Below are 23712 nucleotides of genomic sequence, written 5' to 3'. Positions count from 1 at the left end.
AATAGAGACAATGCCTTATTAACTACTCACAAAAAAACCGACAAAAGTCGGCTTTTTTATTGCAGCATTACTGATTTAAGTGTTTACAAAAACACACTGGGTATTTCGTTCGGGTAACGCTCTTGGGCAGGTTGGTTGTAATCAATATCGGTGACACCCAACAAGTTAAGCGTTTGATATAGCGTTTTAGCCACATGACCAAAGGCAATACCAGCGTGGTGCGGGTAGCGTTTTTCTACTAATACATGGCGGTAGAAACGCTGCATTTCAGGGATACCAAAGGCAGCAATTGCGCCAAATGATTGTGGGTCGATATCGAGAATATCGCCTTGCGCAACATAAGCACGTAGCTTGGTATCCGCGGTCGATTGCAAGCGGAATAGCGTTACTTCACCGGGTTTAATTTGGCCTTCTAAAGTACCGCGAGTAATGTCAGGCTCTTTACCTGGCTCCATTAAACTGTGCATGATTTTTTGGAAACGCAGTTGCGAGTTCTTCATGCAGCTTGGTGCGGTGTTGCCACAGTGAAAGCCCATGAATAAATCTTTAGCGGTATAGTTACCCATCACTGACGCGTTTGCCTCAACCATGTCTTGCGGCACAGTGTTGTTAATATCTAACAAGGTGGCAGGGTGATTGGTGGCACAAGTGATCATGTACTCCGACAATGCCCCATAAATGTCGACTTCACAGGCAACAGGGATCCCGCGTTGGGCTAAACGTGCGTTAACGTAACACGGCACAAAACCAAAGAATTTTTCGAACGACGGCCAGCACTTGTTAGCAAATACGCCAAAGGTAGACGCGCCCATATTGGCCGTGTGAAAATCCAGCAACGCTGCTTCATACTGTGCCAGTTTAGGTAACAAATCTGGGTAGGGGTTGTTATCGCCCAGCTCGGTTTCCATTTCAGCAACAATTTTGGGGATATCAGCATGGCCTTCAGCAGCTTGGTAAATATCTAACAGGTCTAGCTCGCTGTTTTCCATGATTTCTACGCCTAGATCAAACAGCGCTTTAATCGGTGCGTTACAAGCGACAAAATCTTGTGGACGAGGGCCAAAAGAAAAAATCTTAAGCCCTTTTAAACCCAAAATAGTACGTGCAACCGGCACAAAATCACCAATCATGTTAGCAACGTCTGTTGCTGTGCCTACTGGGTACTCAGGAATATGTACCGCTAGATTACGTAAACCGGCACTGTACGAGGCGTTTAACACACCACAATAGGCATCACCACGCGCATCTTTAAGACCTGCGGTTGCTTCTTCTGCCGCCGCTGCAAACATGGTTGGGCCAGCAAAGCGCTGCGCCATAATGCTTAATGGGCCTTCCGGGCCAAAGTTACCTAAATAGATAACCAGCGAGTTAATACCTAATTTCTCCGCTTCGGCCAGGGCTGTCACAACATCATTTTCATTCTCGATAATGGTTTGTAGTTGATACACTTCAATGTCTTTTTCAACACAAGCTGCAGCCACCGCTTTACGGCGCTGTTCAGACAACGACAGTGGGAAACAGTCACGGCTAACCGCAACAATACCTAATTTTACTTGTGGGATATTAATCATCACTCGCTCCACGGGTGCTTAGGTCTTTAGACCTTGGTTTTTTAATATCTACAGTGTGCGCGAGAAGTCAGTAACAGGTGAATTGACCCCGATCAACAAAGATCTGGCTTGTGTGTTTGCTACATGGAAAAACCAATATTCGTTAGCATGAAAAACAGTTAACTAAAGCCAATTACGAAATTCATGAAAGGCTAATGAAATATAAAGCTGTGATTCTGCTGTGTGCCAGCTAAAGGCTAAATTGTCGCGCTGACCAATTCACCGCGACAATTTACAGGGCTATGTTTAACGCCTAGGCTTGATGAGCAGATTATTTTGAGCTTCAAGCCAGCTATATTTTGAGCACTATTTTGCCCAAGTATTTTTTCTCTAAGAAGGTAGCTTGCGCCAGCGCAATGTCTTCTAAAGGAAAGGTATGAGCGAGTAAAGGACGTACTTGTTGTTGCTCAATAAGCCGTACCAAATTACCAAATACTTGCGGCTCAATGACAGTACAGCCAAAAAAACTCAGGTCTTTTAAGTAAAGTGTTCTTACATCTAGCTCTACCATGGCTCCGCCAATCGCGCCCGATACCGCATAACGGCCTTTAGAACGAAGCACCTCTAGTAACTGCGGAAATTGCTTGCCAGCGACTAAATCAATCACAACATCGACGCTGTTGGCTGGCACACTCTCACTGAGCTTGTTTTCTCTAAGCAATACTTCATCTACACCTAGCTCACTAATCATTTGCTGTTTGTCTTGGCTAGTGACCGCCAATACATAAGCACCGCGAGCTTTAGCCAATTGAATAGCCGCTGAACCTACCCCACCCGATGCGCCAGTAATAAGCACTCGCTCGCCGGCTTTAACCGCTGATCGAGTGAGTAGATTTTCGGCGGTTGAATACGAGCACGGAAACGAGGCCAGCTCAGTATCAGACAAGTCACTGGTTACCTTGTAGGCATGGCGCGATGCTACCTTGGTATATTCAGCAAAGCCGCCATCACACTCTGAGCCAAAATACCAAGCTTGCTCTAGTTGGCTGCCGTTTACTTCGGTTAAACACGGTTCAATCAGTACCCGTTCGCCGATCCTATTGTTGTTTACCCGTTCACCTACCGCTGCAATATAACCGCAGACATCAGCCCCTTGAATACGCGGAAAACAAAGTGCTTCACTAGACCAACTAGCATCATCAGCGGCATCACTTTTTGAATACCAGCCAATACGGGTATTAATGTCGGTATTGTTTACTCCGGCGGCAGCGACTTTTACCAGTACATCGCCAGCCCCTAAAGGAGGTATCGGAATATCCCTCGCGATTCGTAATTTATCAATATCGCCATGGCCGGTTAGCTGCACGCCACGCATAGTGGTAGGGAGAGACGTCATCGCTGTTTACCTAAAAGTTGTTGCACGGTGAGTTGAGCGCTTTGGGTACTTTGTTTGCCAATAATAGGCCAAGACATCGCGACCCCTTCGTGTAACACAAATAGCTGTAAGGCTAATTGTTCGCAACCACTTAACTCAAGCAATAGAGTCTGTATTTCTTGCTTATGCTGTTTAACCGCATCAATAATTTGCTGATTTTTGGGGTAAGCGGCCAGCGCGCTCATAGACATACAACCATGCGGCGCATCCACACTCATCCACGTTTCAAGCTGCTTAAAAATAGTCATAATAGCGGAAGGCCCCGCCTCTGCCTGCTCAGGTATTAGCAAGCCCATATAACGACGATGGCGGTGCTGCAGCGCAGCAATTACCATCGCCTCTTTTGAAGGGTAATAACGATAAAGTGTTCTTAAACTCACGCCAGAGGCGGCTCTAAGCTTGGCAACGTTTGGCTCGGTAAAGCCAAACATGCTGAAAGCTTTTTCTAAACGCGCAGATATTTGCTGTTGAATCATTAACTTCACCCAGGTAGAACGTTTACTCTACCCGCATTGTAGAATAAACATTCTACCTAGGTCAATCGGACAGTTCCTGTCTGCTACATATAGTAAAAATCAGGCTGTTAATTGTCATGACAAGCACAATTGACTGAGAGGGAGTGATAAGCAAAGAAGCACGAAACCTGAACAACCCCATTACCTAGTGGTAATATTATTGTCCTGTAAATGCCTAAGCGGTTTTTTAGGCGAGAAAAAGTCACAAGCAACTCGTGTCGCGATAGTAGGTTGTTCCCACGCGCCACACAGATCTTTTTGATTGGCTGCTGTTCGGGTGAATTGGCGGCACTGCCCACATTTACTCATGCTCTATTCCTTGAGACTCAAAACTCTCAAGAGACTACTTAAATAACCAAGCTAGCATTTGATATAAATCAGAATATTTTTAAATGGTATTCACTTTTTAGCAGGGCAACACCGCAATAAAGCTAACTCGCCCCTGTAAAAGATCACCGCAAATGATGAGATGTGAGTGATTTAGCCAACAACTAAGTAACGAATAATTCCGTACACATACAAAATAGAAAAGATGATATTAATGTATTTAAGCTGCCGCTCGGTATGCAGCCAAGCACAATAAATCCATATCAAACAAAATGGCAGGCTTACAAATATTGTAAGTGGATACCAGTCTTGTACCGCTGCAACTGTGCTAATTATACCTAATACCAACGCCAACCATTTTAACTCTTGTTCATAATTGGCAAGACTTTTCCCAGTCATTTGTAAGGGTTCCTTTTTAAACTAATTACTTAATAATGTCTTTGCTCATTGCTATGTGACACGAGTGACTTCAGGCGCACTGCTTATGGGCACCCATACCTCTGCCTTGGCCTTAATATCTCGTAGATTTAAATACAACATCGGTAAAACCACAGCAGCGAGCACGAGGTTGGATAAAGGTACTGACACCCAAATCCCTTCTATCCCCATAAATTGTGGCAACAAGCTGAGTAACACGCCAAATAACACCACCAGTAGTAAGGCTGAAGCCAAACTCTATTTGCTCGCAGTGATATTTTTCTCACCTCGATACATAGACAGTAGGCTGCCACCCCCCATGCCAATCATTAAACCTACGCCTATCACTATCGCCAAAATAGGCATAGACATATTAATGCCAGCAAGCCCCTCAGTGCCGACATAGCGGCCAACAAAAATCCCATCAATAACTTGATATAAACCACTCACTAGCATTGCTGCTACCGACGGAATAGCGAAACGCCAAAAAGTGGCACTAACTGATTGTTCGCAAGAGATTGAAATAGATGGCGACATACCATTCACTCAGAATTAAGAACGACAATTATATTTGATTTTGAGATACTTAATAATTAGCTTGTATCCGCATACCGGATAGATAATAAGTAGGGATGGCCATGAATTGGAGTATTGATCAGCTACAAGCCTTTGTCAGCGCAGCCCAATTGGGCTCATTTTCAGCCGCGGCTCGCAAACTAGGCAAAGCGCAATCACGGGTGAGTACTGCTATTGCTAACTTAGAGGCAGATTTAGGCTTCGAGCTTTATGACCGAAGTGCCAAGCTGCCAGTGCTTACGCCTCTTGGCCAACAAATGCTGCCGGAAGCGCAGCTAGTACTAGAACAATGTCACCGACTACAATCACGTGCTTTAACCGCTGCGAATAAAGAGCCCATCTCCTTAAAAATTGCCATTGATGAAGCTATCCCCATTGAAGCCATTCACTCAATGTTTATGCGAATAGGCGAACAGTTCCCCTATTTACAACTTACTGTAACCAACGGCACTCAAGACGATATTTCAGCGGCGATAGAAAATAAACAACTAGATATTGGTTTAATGCTTAGCCAAAAAGCCCTACCCGATAATGTAATGTTTAGCTCTTTAGGTTACGTTGAGTTGGTGCTGATTGTTGGCATGCAGCACCCTTTAACCAAGTTAACGTCAATTAGTTATCAGCATTTGCAAAAGTATCGACAACTTGTTCAATGCAACCGTGAAGGCCTTGGCAGCTCTACACCAATAAGCCCAAGCCACTGGTACGTAGATAGTTTCTATTTAATCAGTGAATTAGTCGCAAAAAACCAAGGCTGGGCAATCGTACCGCAACATATTGCCCAAAATGACTGGATTGAAGGCGCCATTCAAGTGGTTCACTGTGATTCGTTATTGGCAAATATGAAGTTTGAAATAGGCATAGTAAAGCGCTGCGATAGCCCAGATAGCAAACTTAGCACCTGGTTAGTCGCTGAGCTGCTTAAACTAATCAGTAATGATAGCTAATGGCATATCAGCCCCCGCTGCCACTCAATGACCAACTTAAAGAGCGTGACTTAAGCGCTTGCGGTAACTCATGTGTTACTAGTATGAATTACCGCGTCTAACTCAACCTTTTGTGCTGTTGCCTTGCTAAGAGCTCACTGACATTGACCTAAACCAGCCACGCCAATATTTGCGCTAAGTGAGCACTATTTGTTTGCCCCCCAAGCCCCTTGTAAAGCCGCCGTTTTCACATAATCGACAAAAGACCTTGGTGCTCGGCCAAGTGCTTGCTCTACGCCCTGGCATAAATGGCTATTTCTACCGTCCATCACTTCAGTAAACAACTCGCTCATAAGCCACAACATATCTTCTGGAAATTGCTGTTGTTTTAAGGCTCCAACAAATTGCTGCACGGTTAATTCGGTGAATTCTATGGGGCTTTGCTTGGCCTTAGCTATCAGCGCCACACATTCTCGTAAACTCAACAACTCTGGCCCGGTCACTTCAAATAAACGATTGTGTAATGCAGGAGTGCTTAAACACGCGACTGCCACTTCTGCAATATCATCAACATCAACAAAAGGCTCTAACACGTCAGCTCGCGGCAAGGCAACGTGGCCACTGTTCACAGACTCGATTAGAAAGCCTTCGCTAAAATTTTGGGCGAACCAACTGGCGCGCACAACATTCCAGCTTAAGCCGCTATCAATTAGCTGCTGCTCAGCGCGTTGAGCGCCTTCTTCACCACGCCCCGATAGTAATACAATGTGGCGAATGCCTGCTTGCTTGGCCAGCTTGATAAATTCACTGATCGCGGCTTGGGCGGCGGGTACGGCCAAATCAGGTTGGTAGGTCACGTAGGCTGAGTCACAGCCTTGCATGGCCTTTAGCCAAGTCTCAGGGTTGAGCCAGTCAAAAGAAAGTTGGCTTGAACGTGATACCCCGCGCGTCGCCATACCTGCATTTTTTAATAACGTGTTTACTCGGCTACCGGTTTTACCGTTTGCGCCAACAATTAAGGTGGTAGATGTAGTCATTAGTTTGCTCCTAGCAATAGTTAACAAAAGTGGGTGCTTATCCACGAGCTTAGTATTGGCGAAATAAACTAGATGTTTAATACCACTTTGACTACAATTTTTAACTATTCGTCTATATCGGCCGTTTACGCCTATGATTGACCCACAACGTGTTACTCAGCCCCACTTTCCCGAGGCGAACGATCCCTTAGGGGAGATTTTGCATCAACTTCGAGTAGACGGTAGCTTATATTGTCGCTCTCGCCTTTTTGGTCGTTGGTCTTTAGCGATGCCGGTATTACCCGGAAAAATGATGTTTCATATCGTTAATAAAGGCCAATGCTGGTTAAGCCTTGATAATGAAACACCGGTATTACTCACCCAGGGCAGCTTAGTGCTGGTGCCGCATGGTCATGGCCATAGCATGAGTAGCGAGCTAGGTTTAGCGGCTACCCCACTGTTTGAGGCGGGCGTTAAACGAGTTAGCGAGCGCTATGAAACACTTGAGATTAGCGGCGAAGGTGAAAGCACAGAAGTCACCTGTGGGGTAGTAGGTTTTGACCAGGTAGCGGCAATGCAACTGATTCAACAACTGCCGCCTTTGTTGATCTTAGACGAACTAGAAAGCACTAAGCAAACCTGGCTAAATAGCAGCTTGGCGCTGATCACCTCTGAAGCTCAACAACTCAAACCGGGTGGCGAAACCATTATTACCCACCTTGCCGATATTTTGGTGATTCAGTTAATTCGCCACTGGTTAGAGCACTCGCCTCAAGCCAACCAAGGCTGGCTTGGCGCATTGCGCGATAAACAGATTGGCCTTGCCCTGCAGGCGATTCACCACCAGCCAGACAAAGCCTGGACAGTAGACACCCTCGCGCAACAATGTGGTATGTCGCGTTCTGGCTTTTCAGCAAGGTTTAGCCAACTAATGGGAAATAGCGTTAAGAATTACCTTACACAATGGCGTATGCAGTTGGCCCAGCAAAAACTAAAACACCAACGCGTCCCCTTAATTGAGTTAGCCGACGCTCTGGGTTATCAATCTGAAGCGGCTTTTTCACGCGCTTTTAAACGGGTAATAGGCGTACCTCCCGGCAAAGTAGCGCTGAATTAACAGCGCTCGTTTATGCCGCGCAGGTATGCTACGAATACTTAATATAAGCAGTCTCATCTTTCAATTCGTAGGTTCTGGGGTATACTGCGCAAAATTTAACACACTAATACATGGCCTTATTTGAAATCGCTATGTCAAAAATGGAACTTTTCCTTTGAAAAAAATTATCGCAGCCATCGCCCTAAGCACCCTAGTATCGGCCCCTGTTTTGGCAAGCTCTCCCGTTATGTTCTCAACCATTAATGGTTACAACGCCCCTAAATCGGATGCAGTAGAAGGCGTTCGTTTGTCGGTTCTGCATGGACAAGTAGATGAAGTGAAAGGGGTAGATTTTTCAGTGCTAGGCATGTCTGAAACTAAACGTACTACCGGCATTAACTTTGGTTTATTTTTTGGCGGCGCGAAAGTAACAGAAGAGATGAAAGGCGCTTCTTTAGGTTTATTTAACTGGAACACCGGCACTACAACAGGTGTTAACTTGGCCGCAGTAAACATTACTAATGACGTGAATGGCTTAAACTGGAGTGCAGTAAACTACTCAGAAGGCTACACCAAAGCTGATCTAGGCTTCGCCAGTATTTCAGATAAATCTAACTTCCAGTTAGGTGTATTTAACATGACGAAAGAAATTGATGGTGTGCAAATTGGTTTAATTAATTGCGCAGATAACGGCTTTTTCAAATGTTTCCCTATCTTTAACTTTGCTAAATAAGCTCAGTTAGATATATAGAGTAAAACACTATGAGCGTGGCTTAATAGCCAAGACCATTAACCACGCTCATTGCTAAGTGTTTAAATATAGCCCGCCTACATCAGCGGCAATCAATGGATGAGCAACACCAAGACATAGCGCAGCAAACGCCCATCTGAAGCCTCATCATGACTTGGCGAATCATCATAAATAACACTGACAACCCCGATACACACATCTGATCCAACCACTTTTCCCCAGCGCTCTGCTACAGTTAATGACAAGCCAAACAATAATAAGGCACAAAGCATGAGTACTTTCGTAAGAGGGATTCTATGTAGCTGTTTATTACTGATTGCCCCTTCTATTTATGCCGCATTTATCACCACCAATGAAGCCGCGCTAGACGATATCTACTCTCAAGCTAGTTTTGGCAACAGAATTATTGATATAAGAATTGGCACAGCCACTGAGTTAGTTTTTCCTGAACTATTAGATATCACCACGGGTGCTGAAGTTAGCCAACTATTTAACCAACATTTAGGGCCTGCCAATGTGGTTAACTTCTTTTATATCGACACCATTAGCGCCTGTGGCAACTTTACTTCTAGAAGTATCGTTGGTTGTGGTGAGTATTTTGGCAATGATTTTGTGGTGGAGTCTTCATTTGCGGCGGGGCGTTATGGAGGGGAGTTATTGGCACATGAACTGGGTCATAACTTAGGTTTACCTCACTTAGCGGGTAGCTATTTAATGAACCCAGGTTTGAATAATCGCACGCTAATTACCGAACCCGAAGTAACACGGATTTTCCGTAGTCCACTGGTACAAAGTGACGATAGCAGTTTTTGGATAGACATAACCCCTGTATTAATCGTGGCCGAAGCCAGCCGTGTGAGTGAGCCCGTGTCAGCCGGTTTGTTTATGTTGATATTGCTGCTGGTAACGTGGCGCAAACAACAGCTTAGCGCCTTTGCTTAGGTGACACATTAAGTTAAACGCTTAATAATTGTAAGCGTATTAATCTCTCATAAAAACTTGCGGGTCTAGTTATCAACAACAATACTCAATGACTTGTATCTATTGAAGCACTTAATAAACAGACCTACTTGCAACAACCATCGCTTAGCGTAATGAAGGCTAGCATTCGCGCTTATTCAAACCCATTTATCCCCCAACCACCAAGGAAGGCACAATGCGACGATTAATAGTATCTTTTGTCAGTGCGCTAGCATGGGCGCTGGCGCTACCAGTATTAGCGGCAACCGAAGCAAAACCTGCTTCCGATTTCACCAAGAAAGCCAATGCGGCCGTACTAGAAGCCCTACCTTTTAATGACACCGAAGACTTTGAAAACGCTCAACGTGGCTTTATCGCCCAACCAGATACGCTCACCATTAAATCTGCCGACGGCACGGTAGTGTGGGATTTGGAACAATACAAACAATTTATTAGTGTTGATAAAGCCGCCCCCGACACAGTTAATCCCAGCCTTTGGCGAAACGCCCAACTGGTGATCCAATACGGCTTATTTGAAGTTACCCCGAATATTTACCAAGTACGCTCTTACGATTTATCTAACATCACCTTTGTAAAAGGCGATACCGGCTGGATAGTATTTGACCCCCTTATCTCGCCCGAAACGGCCAAAGCAGCACTAGATTTAGTTAACCAAAAACTGGGCGAACGCCCAGTAGTCGCGATTATTTATAGCCATAGCCACATTGACCACTACGGCGGTGCCACAGGCTTAACCACCAAAGAAGAGGTCGCAGCAGGTAAGGTTCAAATCTTAGCGCCGGAACACTTTACCGAACACGCGGTATCAGAAAATGTGATTGCCGGTAATGCCATGGGTCGCCGCGCGGTTTACATGTATGGCGCGCTGCTACCACGCAATGCCAAGGGCGGCGTAAATGGCGGCTTAGGTATGACCACCTCTACCGGGTTAGCGGGTTTATTGCTGCCTACCCACGAGGTCACCAAAACCGGTGAAGAGATCACCATTGATGGAGTAACCATGGAGTTTCAAATGACTCCTGGCACCGAGGCTCCAGCAGAAATGAATACTTGGTTTGGTGAATGGAATGCCCTCTGGATGGCTGAAAACACCACCAATACCATGCACAACATTTTAACCTTACGTGGCGCCCAAGTGCGTGATGCGCTTAAGTGGTCAAGCTTCCTAAACGAAACCATCGAGCGCTGGGGAGATACGGTTGAAGTTAAGTTTCAAAGCCACCACTGGCCGGTGTGGGGCAACGACAACATTGTGCCTTATTTCAAAAAACAGCGAGATATTTACAAATTTACCCACGATCAATCGGTTCGTTTAATGAACCAAGGTTACAACGGTGAAGAAATTTCCGAAATGCTCACCCTGCCCCCAGAGCTTGAAAACAACTGGCCAACTCGCGGTTACTACGGCACCTTACGCCACAATAGCCGCGCGGTGTACCAACGCTACATGGGCTGGTACAACGGCAATCCATCTGATCTGAATAACTTACCCCAAGAGATGGTGGCTAAAAAATACGTTGAATTTATGGGGGGGGATGCGCAGGTATTAGAAAAAGCTCAGGGATCTTTTGATAAAGGAGAATACCGCTGGGTTGCAGAAGTGATGAAACACGCAGTATTTGCCAACCCTGAAAGCCAAGCCGCCAAAGAACTATTAGCCGACGCTTACGAGCAGCTTGGTTACCAAGCTGAATCGGGCCCGTGGCGCTCTGTTTACTTGCAAGGAGCTTATGAGTTGCGCAACGGTGTGCCGAGTGCGGGCGGCACCCAAACTGCCACCCCAGACACCATCAGAGCAATGACTCCAGATATGCTGTTTGATTATTTAGCGGTGCGCTTAATTGCCGACAAAGCGGCTGGCAAGCAGTTCACCATTAATATCGACTTTACCGATATCGACAGCCACCACAGTTTAACCGTAGAAAACGCAGTGCTTAACCACACCCAAAAACAAGCGGCTAAAGCCGATGTGAGCCTGAGTTTAAGCATGCAAACCATGAACAATATTCAGCTTAAACAGCTTAGCTTTGACGACGCCATCGCCAATGGTGATATCAAACTACACGGCGACAAAGCGGTGTTTGATGGCTTCTTGGCCATGCTAGATGAGTTCAATTTCTGGTTTAATATTGTTACGCCGTAACAATAAAGCGGTATTTAATCGCCTAAGGCAGTCGCCATTGCCTTAGGCATCTTCTATTTACCTTGGTTTAACCAATAAGGCACCTTCAGCAACATTAATTGGCGGTGAGTAAAAACCATCTATAAAAACAGTTACTTCACTCTATTTACCTGCCCGTAAATCAGTAATAATAGGCAGAGCCTACACCACTCAATAAACAGTAAGGGAATGATAGGCCACGAATAAAAGCACCTAATGGATGTTCAGCACCATGTATTTACACCTAGGAATAAAAAAAAGAAAAGCTAAACGCATTGCTTATAGCATTGATTACTGCAATTTTTGCGAGAAATCGGTAATCGCCGAACTATGGTCATATCAAGCGTGGCTAGGGGTATTCTGGTTACCGGTCATTCCTCTAGGTAAGCGACACCTCTGGCTGTGTAGCGAATGTAATAACGAAACCAGCGGCCGCTATCGCTCCAATTTACTTTCTAAGCTACTCATCACCCTGTTTTCCTTAGCGGTAACTGGCCTATTATTTCAGCCCGAAGCGCTACAATACAATCACTACGCATGGTGGCTGCGTGGCCTTGCCTGTGCGATGAGCATGGCTTGTGTCATTTGGCTATTTAAGCACAAATCTACGCCAACAAATAAGCAACAGCGAGAAGCATTAGCCCCCCTTACAGAACATAAATGCCACTTTTGTCAGCACCCCTTGTACATAGGTTTAGAAACCAGGTGCGATCATTGTCAGTTAAAGGTTTATCGAAAAATCGCTGATGTAAAAAGGACTAAAAGGGTAAACGGCTTAGCCAACACAGCAAATAAAAGATCTTAGAAAACATTTCGCATATTATTATCCCTTCCACAGGGTTTAGCCAAGACTTGTTATTCTGGGCAATGGCTCCCATTGCTATAGAATAAGACCACTGATTGAAGCTAGGCTGCCTAACTCGCAGTGTAAGACTCAATGGCAACCATCTCCCTAATGTATCTGGGCAATATAAAGGCGTAGCCATGCAAACCCGAACCACCGCAAGTGCAAGCACTCAAACAAGCGATACTAACGCCACAGCAAAAGGCAAAAACCTGCGTATTTTGTTTGAATTAGTCCGATTTATTCGCCCTTACAAGGGCCGAGTAGCAGCGGCACTGCTGGCGCTAATTTTTACCGCGTCGCTCACCCTGTCGGTGGGGTACGGGGTGCGTATATTAATTGATGAAGGCTTTGCCCAACAATCGCTACAACAGTTGGGAAGTGCGATTAAGTTTATTCTTGCGCTAACGGTGTTTATTTCCATCGGCACATTTTTTCGGTTTTACTTAGTGTCTTCGGTGGGTGAACGCGTGAGTGCCGATATACGGCTGGCGGTGTTTAACCACGTAATTACCTTGCACCCCAGCTATTTTGAAACCAACGGCAGTGGCGAAATTATGTCTCGCATCACTACCGATACCACCTTGCTACAAAGCATTATTGGCTCTTCATTTTCTATGGCGATGCGCAGTGCATTAATGTGTATCGGTGCCATCATCATGCTGTTTGCCACCAACATAAAACTCACCCTTATAGTATTAGCCTCGGTGCCGTTTATCCTAGTGCCTATATTAATATACGGACGCCGGGTTAGAGCGCTGTCACGCCAAAGCCAAGATTCTATGGCCGATGTAGGGAGCTACGCAGGCGAAGCTATAGAGCACATAAAAACCGTACAAAGTTACAGTAACGAAGCGCAAGAACGCACGTTGTTCTCTAACGAAGTAGAAAAGGCCTTTGAGATAGGTCGCCAGCGGGTAAAACAACGGGCCATTTTAATCTCAGGCGTGATTGTTATTGTATTCAGTGCTATTGCCGGAATGCTTTGGGTAGGTGGCAGCGATGTAATCAACGGGGTAATGTCTGCCGGTGATTTAGCCGCGTTTGTCTTCTATGCCATTATGGTGGCATCGTCTCTGGCGACTATTTCAGAGGTATTAGGCGAATTGCAACGCGCCGCCGGGGCAACCGAAAGGCTCATTGAAATACTTCAAGTAAACAGCCATATTGTAGCGCCTAGCCAAAACATTACCTCAACCGCTGGGCTAGTGGCCGAAGTTGCGTTTAATAATGTGTCTTTCCACTACCCCTCTCGGCCAGACCAAGCGGCCACCGAGCAGCTAAGTTTAACCGCCGAACAAGGTAAAGTCGTCGCACTGGTTGGCCCCTCTGGCGCAGGAAAAACAACCCTGTTTGAACTACTGCAACGCTTTTACGACCCTCAATCCGGTATGGTGACACTGGGTGGGGTAGATATTCGTCAGCTAGACCCAACAGCGCTTCGCCAACAAATGGCATTGGTGCCACAGCAGCCAGCACTTTTTAGCAGTGATGTTTACCACAATATTCGTTATGGCACCCCCCAAGCCAGCGACCAACAAGTGATTGAGGCCGCCAAAAAAGCACATGCCCATGAGTTTATAATGAACTTACCCGAGGGTTACAACAGCCACCTTGGAGAACGAGGAGTAAGGCTTTCTGGTGGCCAACGCCAGCGGATTGCTATCGCCAGAGCCATACTAAAAGATCCCAGTATATTACTACTCGATGAAGCCACCAGCGCATTAGACAGCGAGAGTGAACACCATGTGCAGCAAGCCTTACAAGAGTTAATGCGTAACCGTACCACCTTAATTATTGCTCACCGCCTTTCCACCATTCAGCATGCCGACCAAATTGCGGTATTGGATCAAGGCCGTTTAGTCGACACCGGCGACCACTTGTCGTTAATGAAAAGCTGCGACTTATACCAGCGCTTGGTAGAGCTGCAATTTAAGCATAATCAATAAAGGCTTAAGAGGGCTTAAGTTTAGGAAGCTATCAGTTACAGCGAACGGAGCCAACCGTGCATTGCTCTGGCTAAAATAAGTACTCGAAGTATTCTGGATTTTGCCTAAACATTAGCGCCAGCAAGGCCAAATACAACACAAAACCTAACCAACCGCTGCGAGTTAACGCTTGTTTATTTAACGTAGTTAAGCGGTAACCGCTTATCATCGCGCTAATTAGGCGGCGTTTTTTGAGGGTAAAACCGAGTATGACCAACACATGTATAGCAACCAATATCAGCAACAGTTCAACGTTAGCATGATGAATAGATCTGATTTTATTCGCCATGGTTTCAGATATATATTGATATAACGGGCCCTCAGCCAATACGTCGTCACTAATAAACAGGCCACTAATAGCTTGTAGTAGCAATACCCCCATCAAGGCAACAATCATATACCCACCCAGCGCAGAGTGACCTAAGTGTTCCGCCGGTTTACCGCGAAGTTCTTGCTTACACTCGGCGAACACCTGCTTAGGGTGAGAGACAAATTGACTAAAACGGGCATTGCTACTGCCTATTAACCCCCAAATAATCCGCGTGACCAGCAAACAGAGAAAAATTAGCCCTAAGGCCATATGCCATTCTGTTTCAGCTTGCTCTGCGCTCCACCAAAGCCCCCCCAACAACAGCACTTGCAGCCAATGATAAAAACGCACAAAGCCGTCCCATACTTTTACTTTATGCACCTTACTCATGGCTGCTCCATACTCAGTGAATACTCAAGGCCTATTAGCGGTAACGCGCTAGGCTTTATTTGTCACAGTCTAAACGAAATTTTTTGTGGCTGTCTTTGGTATGTTGCTTAATACGCTTAAGGGCCGCTTTTATCTCTTTTTTATTGTTAGCTTGCTGCAGCTGTACAAAGTAGCCATTGAGCTGCTCTATCCCATCTAAATACGCTGTATGTTGCATATGGGTTTGATGATCCATTCCTGCCATGTTTTCCATTTGGCTATGGTCCATGTCGCTCATGTCATGCCCCATCGCGGAGTGGTCCATATCACTCTTGTCGCTCATGTCATGCCCCATGGCGGAGTGGTCCATATCATCGCCTTTTAGCTTCATTGGGATCTGCTGCTTGGCTTTTGCTACAGAGCTAAGTAACTTTTCGATTTGCTGTTGCATCAGTGTTTGATCATCTGCTTTTACTGCATCTACATAGGCTTTTAAGTCGTCTTTCATATCTTTCATTACACTGCCCAGTTCGCTGTCTTGACAGTGCTTAGAATGTGCTAAGACCGGTACCGAGAAGATAAGGCTTAAAGAAACGGGTATCGCTAATAATAGTTTTTTCATGGCATTTTCCTTATTGGGCAAGGCGTTTGCGTATGCCCTTAATGTATAGAGTTAATAGTTAATTGAGCATTAATTTACGCAGGCTGAATCGTTTCCAGAGGTAGTACACCGCTGGCAATACCAGTAAGGTGAGTACCAGCGCAGAGGCCATCCCCCCTATCATTGGGGCGGCAATACGTTGCATCACTTCAGAGCCCGTACCTTCACCCTTCATAATGGGTATTAAACCGATGATCACCGTGGCGACTGTCATCATTACCGGTCGCACTCGTAATCCGGCACCATTGATAATGGCCTCGCGCAATTGCTGCTTGGTGATTTGAGCATGCTCTTCTAAGGTGGCTAGCAATGATTGGTTTAAGTAAACTAACATGATCACACCAATTTCTACTGCCACGCCGGCGAGGGCGATAAAGCCAACACCTACCGCGATAGAGAAGTTGTATCCTAATAAATACATTAACCAAATACCGCCGATCATCGCCAAGGGTAAGGTGCCGAGTATTAATAACACTTCACCTACCCGTCGAAACGCCATATACAACAGCAATACAATAATTGCCAAGGTAGCAGGAATCACCAACCGCAAGGTTTCAGCTGCGCGCTCCATATATTCATATTGACCCGACCAACTAATTGAATACCCGGCTGGAAGCACCAATTGTTCAGCGACTGCTTGTTGTGCTTCGGCTACGTAAGAGCCTAAATCACGGCCATCAATATCAACAAAAATCCAACCATTGGGGCGGGCATTTTCAGTTTTTATCATCGGGGGGCCATCTTCCACATAAACGCGGGCAACATCGTTAAGGGTTAAGCGCAGGCCATTCGCCGACACCAGTGGCAATAATTTCATTTGCTCTACGCTGTCGCGATAGCGCTGCGGGTAACGAATATTGACCGGGTAACGCTCTAGGCCTTCAATGGTTTGAGTAACATTCATCCCTCCTACGGCGGTCGTAACAACAGCTTGTACTTCAGCAATGTTTAAGCCATAGCGGGCGGCGCGTTGTCGGTCTATATCTACTTTCACGTAACGTCCTCCTGCGACTCGCTCAGCATAAGCGGAGGCCGTGCCGGGAACCTGTTGTAAAATAAGCTCTATCTGCTTGCCGATATTTTCAATCACTGCCAGTTTCTCGCCAGCAACTTTGATACCAATCGGTGTTTTAATCCCGGTCGCAAGCATATCGATACGGGTTTTAATCGGCATTACCCAAGCGTTGGTTAAACCCGGAAATTGTACTAAAGCATCAAGCTCTTGACGCAGGCTTTCGCTAGTAACTCCTGCACGCCATTGGGCCTTGTCTTTTAAAGTGATAAAGGTTTCTATCATGGTGAGAGGTGCAGGGTCAGTGGCCGTTTCAGCGCGCCCTACTTTGCCCCAAACTCGTTCCACCTCAGGTAGCGTTTTAATCAGCTTATTGGTTTGCTGGAGTAATTCGCGCGCTTTACCAATGCTTATACCGGGGTAAGTGGTTGGCATGTACATTAAGTCCCCTTCGTCTAAGGGAGGGATAAATTCGCTACCAATTTTATTTACTGGATATAAACCCACACCAACTAAAGCCACGGCGATGACCACCACTAATACGGGTGCTTTTAAGCTCAAACTCAGTAAGGGCTTATAGCTAGCGATCAGTAAACGGTTTAAAGGGTTTTTATTTTCGGCAATCACCTTACCGCGAATAAAGTAGCCCATTAATACCGGCACTAACGTAATCGCTAATCCCGCAGAAGCGGCCATGGCATAGGTTTTGGTATAGGCCAGTGGCGAGAACATCTTCCCTTCTTGCCCCTCTAGCACAAACACAGGTACAAAGCTGAAAGTGATAATAAGGAGTGAGAAAAACAGCGCAGGGCCCACTTCTGTTGCAGCCTTGCCAATCACTTGCCAACGGTTTTTATTGGTAAGCGGGGTGCGTTCCATGTGTTTGTGCACATTTTCTATCATCACAATTGCGCCATCTACCATTGCGCCAATGGCAATGGCAATACCGCCTAAAGACATAATGTTGGCGTTAATCCCCTGCCAGCGCATCACAATAAAGGCGATGATAATACCCACCGGCAAGCTGAGTAATACCACTAAAGAACTACGTATATGGAACAAAAACGCAGCACAAACCAGTACCACTACAATAAACTCTTCGAGAAGCTTCTCTTGCAGGTTGTCGACCGCACGCTCAATTAAACCTGAGCGATCATAGGTGGTGACAATCTCAACACCTTCTGGCAATGAGCGTTGCAGCTCACTGAGCTTTTGTTTCACTGCCGCAATAACGTCGCGAGCATTTTCGCCAAAGCGCATCACCACAACACCACCCACCACCTCGCCTTCGCCGTCTAGCTCGGTGAGCCCTCGGCGCATTTGTGGGCCAAGCTGGATATGCGCCACTTCACCCAGTAGTATTGGCGTGCCGTTAGCGTTTAGCTTTAAGGGCAAATTGGCTAAATCTTCAATAGAAGAAATGTAGCCACTGGTGCGCACCATGTATTCAGCTTCACCCATTTCAATAACACTGGCACCGGCTTCTTGGTTACCTTGCTTTATCGCCTGGGTGATCGCTGAGAGCGGCAGTTGATAAGTGCGTAACTTGTCTGGGTCTATTTGCACTTGATACTGCTTAACCATGCCGCCAACGGTCGCTACTTCAGATACGCCCGGTACAGTTTGCAGTTCGTACTTTAAGAACCAATCTTGCAAGCTCCTTAATTGGCTTAAATCATGATTGCCACTACGATCGGTTAAGGCGTAAGAAAAGATCCACCCCACACCTGTAGCATCTGGCCCTAGCGCAGGTTTAGCGCTGGCTGGTAAGTTAGGGGTAACTTGGGATAAATACTCCAATACCCGCGAGCGCGCCCAGTAAATATCGGTACCGTCTTCAAAAATAATGTACACGTATGAATCGCCAAAGAAGGAGTAGCCGCGCACCGTTTTGGCATTGGGTACCGACAACATCGCAGTCGTTAGCGGATAAGTGACTTGATCTTCAACCACCTGAGGGGCTTGCCCCGGATAGCTGGTTTTAATAATGACCTGCACATCTGACAGATCAGGAATGGCATCAATGGGGGTATTTTTAATGGCAAATCCCCCATAAATAACCACCACTAAGGTGAGCAATAGCACCATCGCTCGATTGGCTATAGACCATTCAATGACGCGTCTAATCATTGTGCGTCTCCTGCATCACTGAGATCGTCACTCTCTAAATCTAACCAATCAAATTCATCGTCGTTGTTGGAATCGCTGGCCGTTGCGGTTTCTTCAGCGCCGCTTGCAGCGTGGTTCATACTGCTATGATCCATTTGGCTGTGATCGTCAGAGCTATTCATATCCGGCATCTCATTTTCAGCGAGTTCAACCACTTCTAAGGCCACAATTGGATATTGATTACCTTGCTTTTCTACTTCAACACTAAGGCCTTGACCAACCTGCAGTTGGCTAGGGATGATTGCGGGGTCTATGGGGAAATCCATCACCATCGCGGGCCAATTCCACTCGGGGATTGGCGGATGAGAAAGCGTTAAAGCTTGCGCTTTAATCGCCACAACTTTAGCAACCATGGTAGTGCTAGTAGGCTGCCTATCGGGCGGCCCCATTCGGCTAAAATCAGCACGTAAACTGGATTCTGAATCCAGTAAGAAATGAGCACTAGTAACCACTTTATCACCTTTGCGTAAGCCTGCCAGTATCTCTACCTTGCCACCACTTTCTCGGCCTAGCTTCACCTTAACTGATTGGTATTTTCCATCACCGCGCGCCATCACTACCCGGCTAAAGTCACCACCATGTATCACCGCCTCACGGGGTATTAATAAGCTGTAGTCGCCATCTTCTGCCTGTAGAGTAACTTGCGCGTACATGTTGGGTTTTAGGCGTTCATCGTGATTGGCAAACTTGATGCGTACTTGTAAAGTACGCGTACTAGCATCTAATACTGGGTAAATATAATCGACTTGGCCTTGCCACTGCTCACCAGCAAAGCTTCCGGCTTGCATAACGGCTTTATCGCCTACCCTCACCAGATTAGCTTGAGACTCATACAGTTCAGCAATAAGCCAAATATCGTGTAAAGTGCCAGCTTCAATAAGTTGGGTTGCCGGCGAAATAAACGCGCCTTCACGCACGCCAAGCTTTGATACATAGCCGGTGTCTGGTGCATACAAGTCGATAAACTGGCTCACTTTCTTGGTTTTTTCTAGTTGTTTTATTTGCGCTTGGCTGACCCCCAACACTTGTAAGCGCTGTTTAGTGGCATGAATAAGGTTTTTATTGCCTAAACGAAAAGCGTTGAGTAAATCATCTTGCGCCTTGAGTAACTCTGGCGAATACAGCGACAACAGTTTTTGGCCTTTCGTTACCCGTTCACCTTCTGCTTTTACATACAACTTCTCCACCCAGCCTGAGATACGGCTGTTCATTTGCCACAGTGTGTCTTGATTAAAGCTCAAGCTACCTACAGCCTTAACTTGAGGGCTGAATTTTTCTAAGCTGACAACTTGGGTGCGAACCCCAAGGTTGTTTTCTACGCGAGGAGATATGCTTACCATCCCTGGCGCGTCGGAGCTTGAAGACTCTTCGTAAACCGGCACTAAGTCCATGCCCATGGGTGATAAACCGGGTTTGTCTCGGCGATAATTGGGGTCCATAGGTGCCACCCAATACAGCGGCTGTGCTTGGCCATCCGTTTGGTTTTGCGACTGCTCTGAATCATGCACGCCACCGAGTAGCTTTGATTGGCTAAGGCTGTACCCCCCCGCAAGTCCAAGCGACAAACAGAGAATACCTAATACAAATTTGTTCATGAACATTCCTATTTCGCTTGGTAATAACGCACGTCGGCCAAGGCCTTGTACTTGATACTGGTTAATTGCTGGTACTCTAGGCTTAAAGCCAATTCATCCATATACGCTTTAATCACTTGTTCAAAGTTAAGGGTATTTGACTGGTAGCCTTGTAGTACTGCTGCGGTATTTTGCTTGGCTTGTTCCAATAGCGTGGTTTGGTAACGTTGGATACGTGAATGGGTATTACTGTAACGGGCGACCGCACCATTGAGCATGCCGTTCATGGTGGTCATGAGTATGTCTTTTTCTGCTCGTTTAATGCCCTTACCGCGCTGTGCTGCAATCACCCCTTGGTCCTGGCGTTTATCAGTGAACAAAGGCACATCCATAGTGACAAACCCACTGAGCAAATCGCTGCGACGTGAGCCATCCATTTCAGTAGCACGGCGATGTCCATAGCCCACTTCCACTTTAAACGCCGGTTTATAGGCTTGGTTGGCAATGGCTATTTGATTCTCGGCGACGTCAATACTCTTTTGTGCGGCCTGTACTTTAGGATGTAAACCCAGCAAAGAGTAATGCTCGATAGTGCCATTCATCGCGTAACTGACACTGTCGTCCCAATGAGGTAGCTGCTCTGAAAACGCATCGAAGGCTTGGGCACCTAACCAAGAGGCTAAACGGCCGCGCAAAGCTTGTTCTTGCTGATAAAAAGCGGCAATTTGTTCATCAAATTTATTAAGTTGTAGCTCTGCTTGAATCAGATCTTGGCTTTGTTTGTAACCTAACTCAAATTGGCTTCGTACATGTTCAACATTCTGTTTGAACAAACGTTGATTTTGCTTAATCAATTGCTGGGCTTGATGAGCAAAACGTATCTCAAACCAAATATTGCGGATGTTACGACTAAGCTCCAGCTGGCGATTTTGGGCGAGCTGTATGCTCTGTTCACTACGTTGATTAAAGCTATTAGCGTTGAGGCTTAGGGTATCTCCTCGGCTAAATTGTTGGGCAAGACCTAGACTAACTTGAGTCATGGGATCTTGATCTAGAGCGAAGCTATCGATAGGCAAGTTACCCAAGCCAAGCTTTAACATGGGGTCGGCCAACTGCGATTGAGCAATGGCTTGCGCTGCAAACTGTTGCTGTTGCTGCTGAAACATTTCGGCGGCGGGATCAAGCCGCAATGCTATCTGCTCAGCGTCTTGTAGCCGCAGTGATTGTGCTGATGCATCGATTACAAATAGCATCAACAACCCTGCAATATAACGGGGTATCATAAAAATTCCTTACTAGTGATTTACGGATTTATTTTGTATAAATCAACTAATAAGCGGAGGTCGGTAAAGCGACTCTTGGTGTTTAGTAGGGAAAAAACGAAGATAGCTAAAAGCGGGAGCATCGTTGGCGAACGCAGGTAGCGGAAAGTGGGTAGTTAAACCAAAAGGGGTGGCACTACAGGCGGATAATTCGCATTGGATTTTACATTGCTCGGCGGCGGCATTGTTGTCGCAAACATCAACCGCCACGCGAGCATGGTCCATTGATTGATGGTCTTGAGTTTGCTGTTTAGCGCTAGCTGCCGAATGACAATCGTGGGCAGTATTGATTGCGCTGTGGTGCATCATCATAGTAGACATGAATGCCTCTCCCATCGCCATGGTTGGCGTAGAGATAAGATTGGCAATCAATAAACTAATCAGAAAAAATATGCGCAAAATAACTAACTGATGCAAGATTTGCATTGATAGTAAAGTGTTTAAGGTACACGAGCAAGCCTTTCCACCATTCAGCATCCCCACCAAATTGCGGTATTGGATCAAAGCCGTTTAGTCGACACCGGCGATCACTTGTCGTTAATGAAAAGCTGCGACTTATACCAACGCTTGGTAGAGCTACAATTTAAGCATAATCAATAATGGATAACGCATTTATGCCCCTTTGTGTGTTTCGTTCCACGAAGCATATATTGTGAGCTATAAGTTTAGCGATACGAAAACTAATGGAAGCAAGAGGCACCCAATTATTTTTTGGGTTGTCAGGTAGTGACCTGATTATTACGGTTTAGCGATCAGATCGCGAAAAGGCTAGAAGGTTCGATTCTTTTTACGCAACAACGCCAGTCAGAGCGCAAAAATGCTCATAGAATGCACTCATGTTCACAGAGTAACTCCCGAAAAAGATAGTATAAGATCACTGCTCGAACTGAGGGTCAAATTGAACTGGACTGTTCAAAATATCTTCGCGATCTCACCCTGAGTGACCATATATGTCCTTTTATTTCGGTTATTTAATAATTGACTCGCCTTCCATACTTTCCTTTAGCTTTAAAAAGCGAGTTTGTAATTCTTCATCTTCGATACCTAAGTCGATTATTTGTGAATAAATTTGGTAAAGCGTCTTTTGCTTCCCTTCCTCAATATATGATTTTTCGACAAAGAATACTGCGTCCCAAAGAGAGTTGCCATCATTAGGTAGGTTGTACTCATCCCAAAATTGTTCAAACGTGTAAATAGCCTCAGGATGTCTATTTGATTCAGCATATGTTGATATAAGAATTGTCCACACATCGGTAAAATCTGGAGCTATTTCAAGAGCTTTTTTATAACATGCGGTTCCTTTATCAAACAACTTTCCTGTAGTGGGGGTTTCCCCTTCATTCGTGTAAACCGCTCCGCACCAAAAGTAGGATAATGGCTCAAGAGGATAGTTACTTACTAATGAGTCCGCTAGTATCCTTGATTGAGAGTAGTTTTCTTTATTAAATTCTATTGGAACCCTCAACACATTATATTGAAAACTAGTCTCTTTTTCTGGTTCTGCTTGTGCTTGTGCTTGTGCTTGTATACAACTCAGAGTCAAGAGCATGACTAATAGATAAAAAAAGTGTTTCATTAATTTTCTCTATAATTCTCGATAAATCTTTTAGCGATGTTTCTTTTCATAGCGTCCGGAAATAATGATCCCTAATACTAAACTAAACACTGCACTAAGCAATGCTCTTTAGTTTGATCTTATCCAGCCAAACTGG

General features: G+C 45.7%; 22 protein-coding genes. 7 read left to right on the top strand and 15 right to left on the bottom strand.

The features are described 5' to 3' along the window. Positions 1–83: 83 nt before the first annotated feature. The 6 genes from ACVFI8_RS16580 to ACVFI8_RS16555 form a co-directional block, all read right to left on the bottom strand. Positions 84–1571 (bottom strand): L-fucose/L-arabinose isomerase family protein, encoded by a 1488-nt coding sequence (locus ACVFI8_RS16580; RefSeq protein ID WP_248712472.1) that lies wholly within the window; start codon positions 1569–1571, stop codon positions 84–86. Positions 1572–1902: 331 nt separating this feature from the next. Next, positions 1903–2946: an alcohol dehydrogenase family protein gene (locus ACVFI8_RS16575; protein ID WP_248712473.1), complete on the bottom strand. Its 1044-nt coding sequence runs from the start codon at positions 2944–2946 to the stop codon at positions 1903–1905. Next, a complete protein-coding gene (locus ACVFI8_RS16570) occupies positions 2943–3461 on the bottom strand; it encodes a TetR/AcrR family transcriptional regulator (protein WP_248712474.1) in 519 nt (172 codons plus the stop codon). Before ACVFI8_RS16570 ends, ACVFI8_RS16575 begins: the two co-directional genes overlap by 4 nt. Positions 3462–3980: 519 nt before the next feature. After that, entirely contained in the window at positions 3981–4226 is a 246-nt protein-coding gene (locus tag ACVFI8_RS16565; protein WP_248712475.1) for a hypothetical protein, read from the bottom strand. A 51-nt stretch (positions 4227–4277) separates the two neighbouring features. Further along, a complete protein-coding gene (locus ACVFI8_RS16560; protein ID WP_457871966.1) occupies positions 4278–4499 on the bottom strand; it encodes a hypothetical protein in 222 nt (73 codons plus the stop codon). A 3-nt stretch (positions 4500–4502) separates the two neighbouring features. Continuing rightward, positions 4503–4781 (bottom strand): MATE family efflux transporter, encoded by a 279-nt coding sequence (locus tag ACVFI8_RS16555; protein ID WP_457871964.1) that lies wholly within the window; start codon positions 4779–4781, stop codon positions 4503–4505. A 101-nt stretch (positions 4782–4882) separates the two neighbouring features. Between ACVFI8_RS16555 and ACVFI8_RS16550 the strand changes: the two genes are divergently transcribed. Further along, positions 4883–5767, top strand: coding sequence for a LysR family transcriptional regulator (locus ACVFI8_RS16550; protein ID WP_248712477.1), 885 nt, complete (start codon positions 4883–4885; stop codon positions 5765–5767). Between the two features lie 185 nt (positions 5768–5952). On the opposite strand, the gene ACVFI8_RS16545 is transcribed toward ACVFI8_RS16550, so the two are convergent. Beyond that, complete coding sequence (locus ACVFI8_RS16545) at positions 5953–6783, bottom strand: SDR family oxidoreductase (protein ID WP_457871962.1); 831 nt, start codon at positions 6781–6783, stop codon at positions 5953–5955. A gap of 133 nt (positions 6784–6916) precedes the next feature. On the opposite strand from ACVFI8_RS16545, the gene ACVFI8_RS16540 reads away from it, so the two are divergent. Both ACVFI8_RS16540 and ACVFI8_RS16535 read left to right on the top strand, forming a co-directional pair. After that, complete coding sequence (locus ACVFI8_RS16540) at positions 6917–7879, top strand: AraC family transcriptional regulator (RefSeq protein ID WP_457871961.1); 963 nt, start codon at positions 6917–6919, stop codon at positions 7877–7879. 154 nt (positions 7880–8033) lie between these two features. Further along, positions 8034–8591, top strand: coding sequence for a VC2662 family protein (locus tag ACVFI8_RS16535; RefSeq protein ID WP_457871960.1), 558 nt, complete (start codon positions 8034–8036; stop codon positions 8589–8591). Between the two features lie 110 nt (positions 8592–8701). Here ACVFI8_RS16535 and ACVFI8_RS16530 read toward each other — a convergent pair whose 3' ends face one another. Then, complete coding sequence (locus ACVFI8_RS16530) at positions 8702–8881, bottom strand: hypothetical protein (RefSeq protein WP_457871959.1); 180 nt, start codon at positions 8879–8881, stop codon at positions 8702–8704. Between ACVFI8_RS16530 and ACVFI8_RS16525 the strand changes: the two genes are divergently transcribed. The 4 genes from ACVFI8_RS16525 (at position 8880) to ACVFI8_RS16510 (ending at position 14544) form a co-directional block, all read left to right on the top strand. Then, entirely contained in the window at positions 8880–9551 is a 672-nt protein-coding gene (locus tag ACVFI8_RS16525; RefSeq protein ID WP_457871957.1) for a hypothetical protein, read from the top strand. The two genes, ACVFI8_RS16530 and ACVFI8_RS16525, sit on opposite strands and share 2 nt — an antisense overlap. A 214-nt stretch (positions 9552–9765) precedes the next feature. Next, a complete protein-coding gene (locus tag ACVFI8_RS16520) occupies positions 9766–11733 on the top strand; it encodes an alkyl/aryl-sulfatase (protein ID WP_457871956.1) in 1968 nt (655 codons plus the stop codon). Positions 11734–11983: 250 nt separating this feature from the next. Then, positions 11984–12556: a hypothetical protein gene (locus tag ACVFI8_RS16515; RefSeq protein ID WP_457871955.1), complete on the top strand. Its 573-nt coding sequence runs from the start codon at positions 11984–11986 to the stop codon at positions 12554–12556. A gap of 179 nt (positions 12557–12735) precedes the next feature. Further along, positions 12736–14544 (top strand): ABC transporter ATP-binding protein/permease, encoded by a 1809-nt coding sequence (locus ACVFI8_RS16510; protein WP_457871954.1) that lies wholly within the window; start codon positions 12736–12738, stop codon positions 14542–14544. 70 nt (positions 14545–14614) lie between these two features. On the opposite strand, the gene ACVFI8_RS16505 is transcribed toward ACVFI8_RS16510, so the two are convergent. The 7 genes from ACVFI8_RS16505 to ACVFI8_RS16475 all read right to left on the bottom strand — a co-directional run bounded on the left by ACVFI8_RS16505 (position 14615) and on the right by ACVFI8_RS16475 (position 23576). After that, positions 14615–15283 carry a cytochrome b/b6 domain-containing protein gene (locus ACVFI8_RS16505; protein WP_457871953.1) on the bottom strand — a complete coding sequence of 223 codons (669 nt, stop codon included), beginning with the start codon at positions 15281–15283 and terminating at the stop codon, positions 14615–14617. 55 nt (positions 15284–15338) lie between these two features. Next, a complete protein-coding gene (locus ACVFI8_RS16500) occupies positions 15339–15884 on the bottom strand; it encodes a copper resistance protein CopA (protein ID WP_457871952.1) in 546 nt (181 codons plus the stop codon). Positions 15885–15942: 58 nt separating this feature from the next. Beyond that, positions 15943–19065: an efflux RND transporter permease subunit gene (locus ACVFI8_RS16495; protein WP_457871951.1), complete on the bottom strand. Its 3123-nt coding sequence runs from the start codon at positions 19063–19065 to the stop codon at positions 15943–15945. Then, positions 19062–20699 (bottom strand): efflux RND transporter periplasmic adaptor subunit, encoded by a 1638-nt coding sequence (locus tag ACVFI8_RS16490; RefSeq protein ID WP_457871950.1) that lies wholly within the window; start codon positions 20697–20699, stop codon positions 19062–19064. The genes ACVFI8_RS16495 and ACVFI8_RS16490 overlap by 4 nt, the downstream gene beginning before the upstream one ends. Before the next feature lie 8 nt (positions 20700–20707). Beyond that, a complete protein-coding gene (locus ACVFI8_RS16485; RefSeq protein WP_457871949.1) occupies positions 20708–21961 on the bottom strand; it encodes a TolC family protein in 1254 nt (417 codons plus the stop codon). A 42-nt stretch (positions 21962–22003) separates the two neighbouring features. Continuing rightward, a complete protein-coding gene (locus ACVFI8_RS16480) occupies positions 22004–22399 on the bottom strand; it encodes a hypothetical protein (protein WP_248712492.1) in 396 nt (131 codons plus the stop codon). 568 nt (positions 22400–22967) lie between these two features. Continuing rightward, entirely contained in the window at positions 22968–23576 is a 609-nt protein-coding gene (locus ACVFI8_RS16475) for a hypothetical protein (protein WP_457871948.1), read from the bottom strand. Between the last annotated feature and the right edge of the window lie 136 nt (positions 23577–23712).

This window comes from Agarivorans sp. MS3-6 (assembly GCF_054112545.1).
The sequence above is the reverse complement of the archived record's forward strand: the minus strand, read 5'-3'. Positions and strand labels throughout refer to the sequence as shown.

What these genes read in the sequence shown, in the direction of transcription:
- ACVFI8_RS16580 (WP_248712472.1), bottom strand. Translation starts at nt 1,571, where the DNA reads ATGATTAATATCCCACAAGTAAAATTAGGTATTGTTGCGGTTAGCCGT.
- ACVFI8_RS16575 (WP_248712473.1), bottom strand. Translation starts at nt 2,946, where the DNA reads ATGACGTCTCTCCCTACCACTATGCGTGGCGTGCAGCTAACCGGCCAT.
- ACVFI8_RS16570 (WP_248712474.1), bottom strand. Translation starts at nt 3,461, where the DNA reads ATGATTCAACAGCAAATATCTGCGCGTTTAGAAAAAGCTTTCAGCATG.
- ACVFI8_RS16565 (WP_248712475.1), bottom strand. Translation starts at nt 4,226, where the DNA reads ATGACTGGGAAAAGTCTTGCCAATTATGAACAAGAGTTAAAATGGTTG.
- ACVFI8_RS16555 (WP_457871964.1), bottom strand. Translation starts at nt 4,781, where the DNA reads ATGTCGCCATCTATTTCAATCTCTTGCGAACAATCAGTTAGTGCCACT.
- ACVFI8_RS16550 (WP_248712477.1), top strand. Translation starts at nt 4,883, where the DNA reads ATGAATTGGAGTATTGATCAGCTACAAGCCTTTGTCAGCGCAGCCCAA.
- ACVFI8_RS16545 (WP_457871962.1), bottom strand. Translation starts at nt 6,783, where the DNA reads ATGACTACATCTACCACCTTAATTGTTGGCGCAAACGGTAAAACCGGT.
- ACVFI8_RS16540 (WP_457871961.1), top strand. Translation starts at nt 6,917, where the DNA reads ATGATTGACCCACAACGTGTTACTCAGCCCCACTTTCCCGAGGCGAAC.
- ACVFI8_RS16525 (WP_457871957.1), top strand. Translation starts at nt 8,880, where the DNA reads ATGAGTACTTTCGTAAGAGGGATTCTATGTAGCTGTTTATTACTGATT.
- ACVFI8_RS16530 (WP_457871959.1), bottom strand. Translation starts at nt 8,881, where the DNA reads ATGCTTTGTGCCTTATTATTGTTTGGCTTGTCATTAACTGTAGCAGAG.
- ACVFI8_RS16520 (WP_457871956.1), top strand. Translation starts at nt 9,766, where the DNA reads ATGCGACGATTAATAGTATCTTTTGTCAGTGCGCTAGCATGGGCGCTG.
- ACVFI8_RS16515 (WP_457871955.1), top strand. Translation starts at nt 11,984, where the DNA reads ATGTATTTACACCTAGGAATAAAAAAAAGAAAAGCTAAACGCATTGCT.
- ACVFI8_RS16510 (WP_457871954.1), top strand. Translation starts at nt 12,736, where the DNA reads ATGCAAACCCGAACCACCGCAAGTGCAAGCACTCAAACAAGCGATACT.
- ACVFI8_RS16505 (WP_457871953.1), bottom strand. Translation starts at nt 15,283, where the DNA reads ATGAGTAAGGTGCATAAAGTAAAAGTATGGGACGGCTTTGTGCGTTTT.
- ACVFI8_RS16500 (WP_457871952.1), bottom strand. Translation starts at nt 15,884, where the DNA reads ATGAAAAAACTATTATTAGCGATACCCGTTTCTTTAAGCCTTATCTTC.
- ACVFI8_RS16495 (WP_457871951.1), bottom strand. Translation starts at nt 19,065, where the DNA reads ATGATTAGACGCGTCATTGAATGGTCTATAGCCAATCGAGCGATGGTG.
- ACVFI8_RS16490 (WP_457871950.1), bottom strand. Translation starts at nt 20,699, where the DNA reads ATGAACAAATTTGTATTAGGTATTCTCTGTTTGTCGCTTGGACTTGCG.
- ACVFI8_RS16485 (WP_457871949.1), bottom strand. Translation starts at nt 21,961, where the DNA reads ATGATACCCCGTTATATTGCAGGGTTGTTGATGCTATTTGTAATCGAT.
- ACVFI8_RS16475 (WP_457871948.1), bottom strand. Translation starts at nt 23,576, where the DNA reads ATGAAACACTTTTTTTATCTATTAGTCATGCTCTTGACTCTGAGTTGT.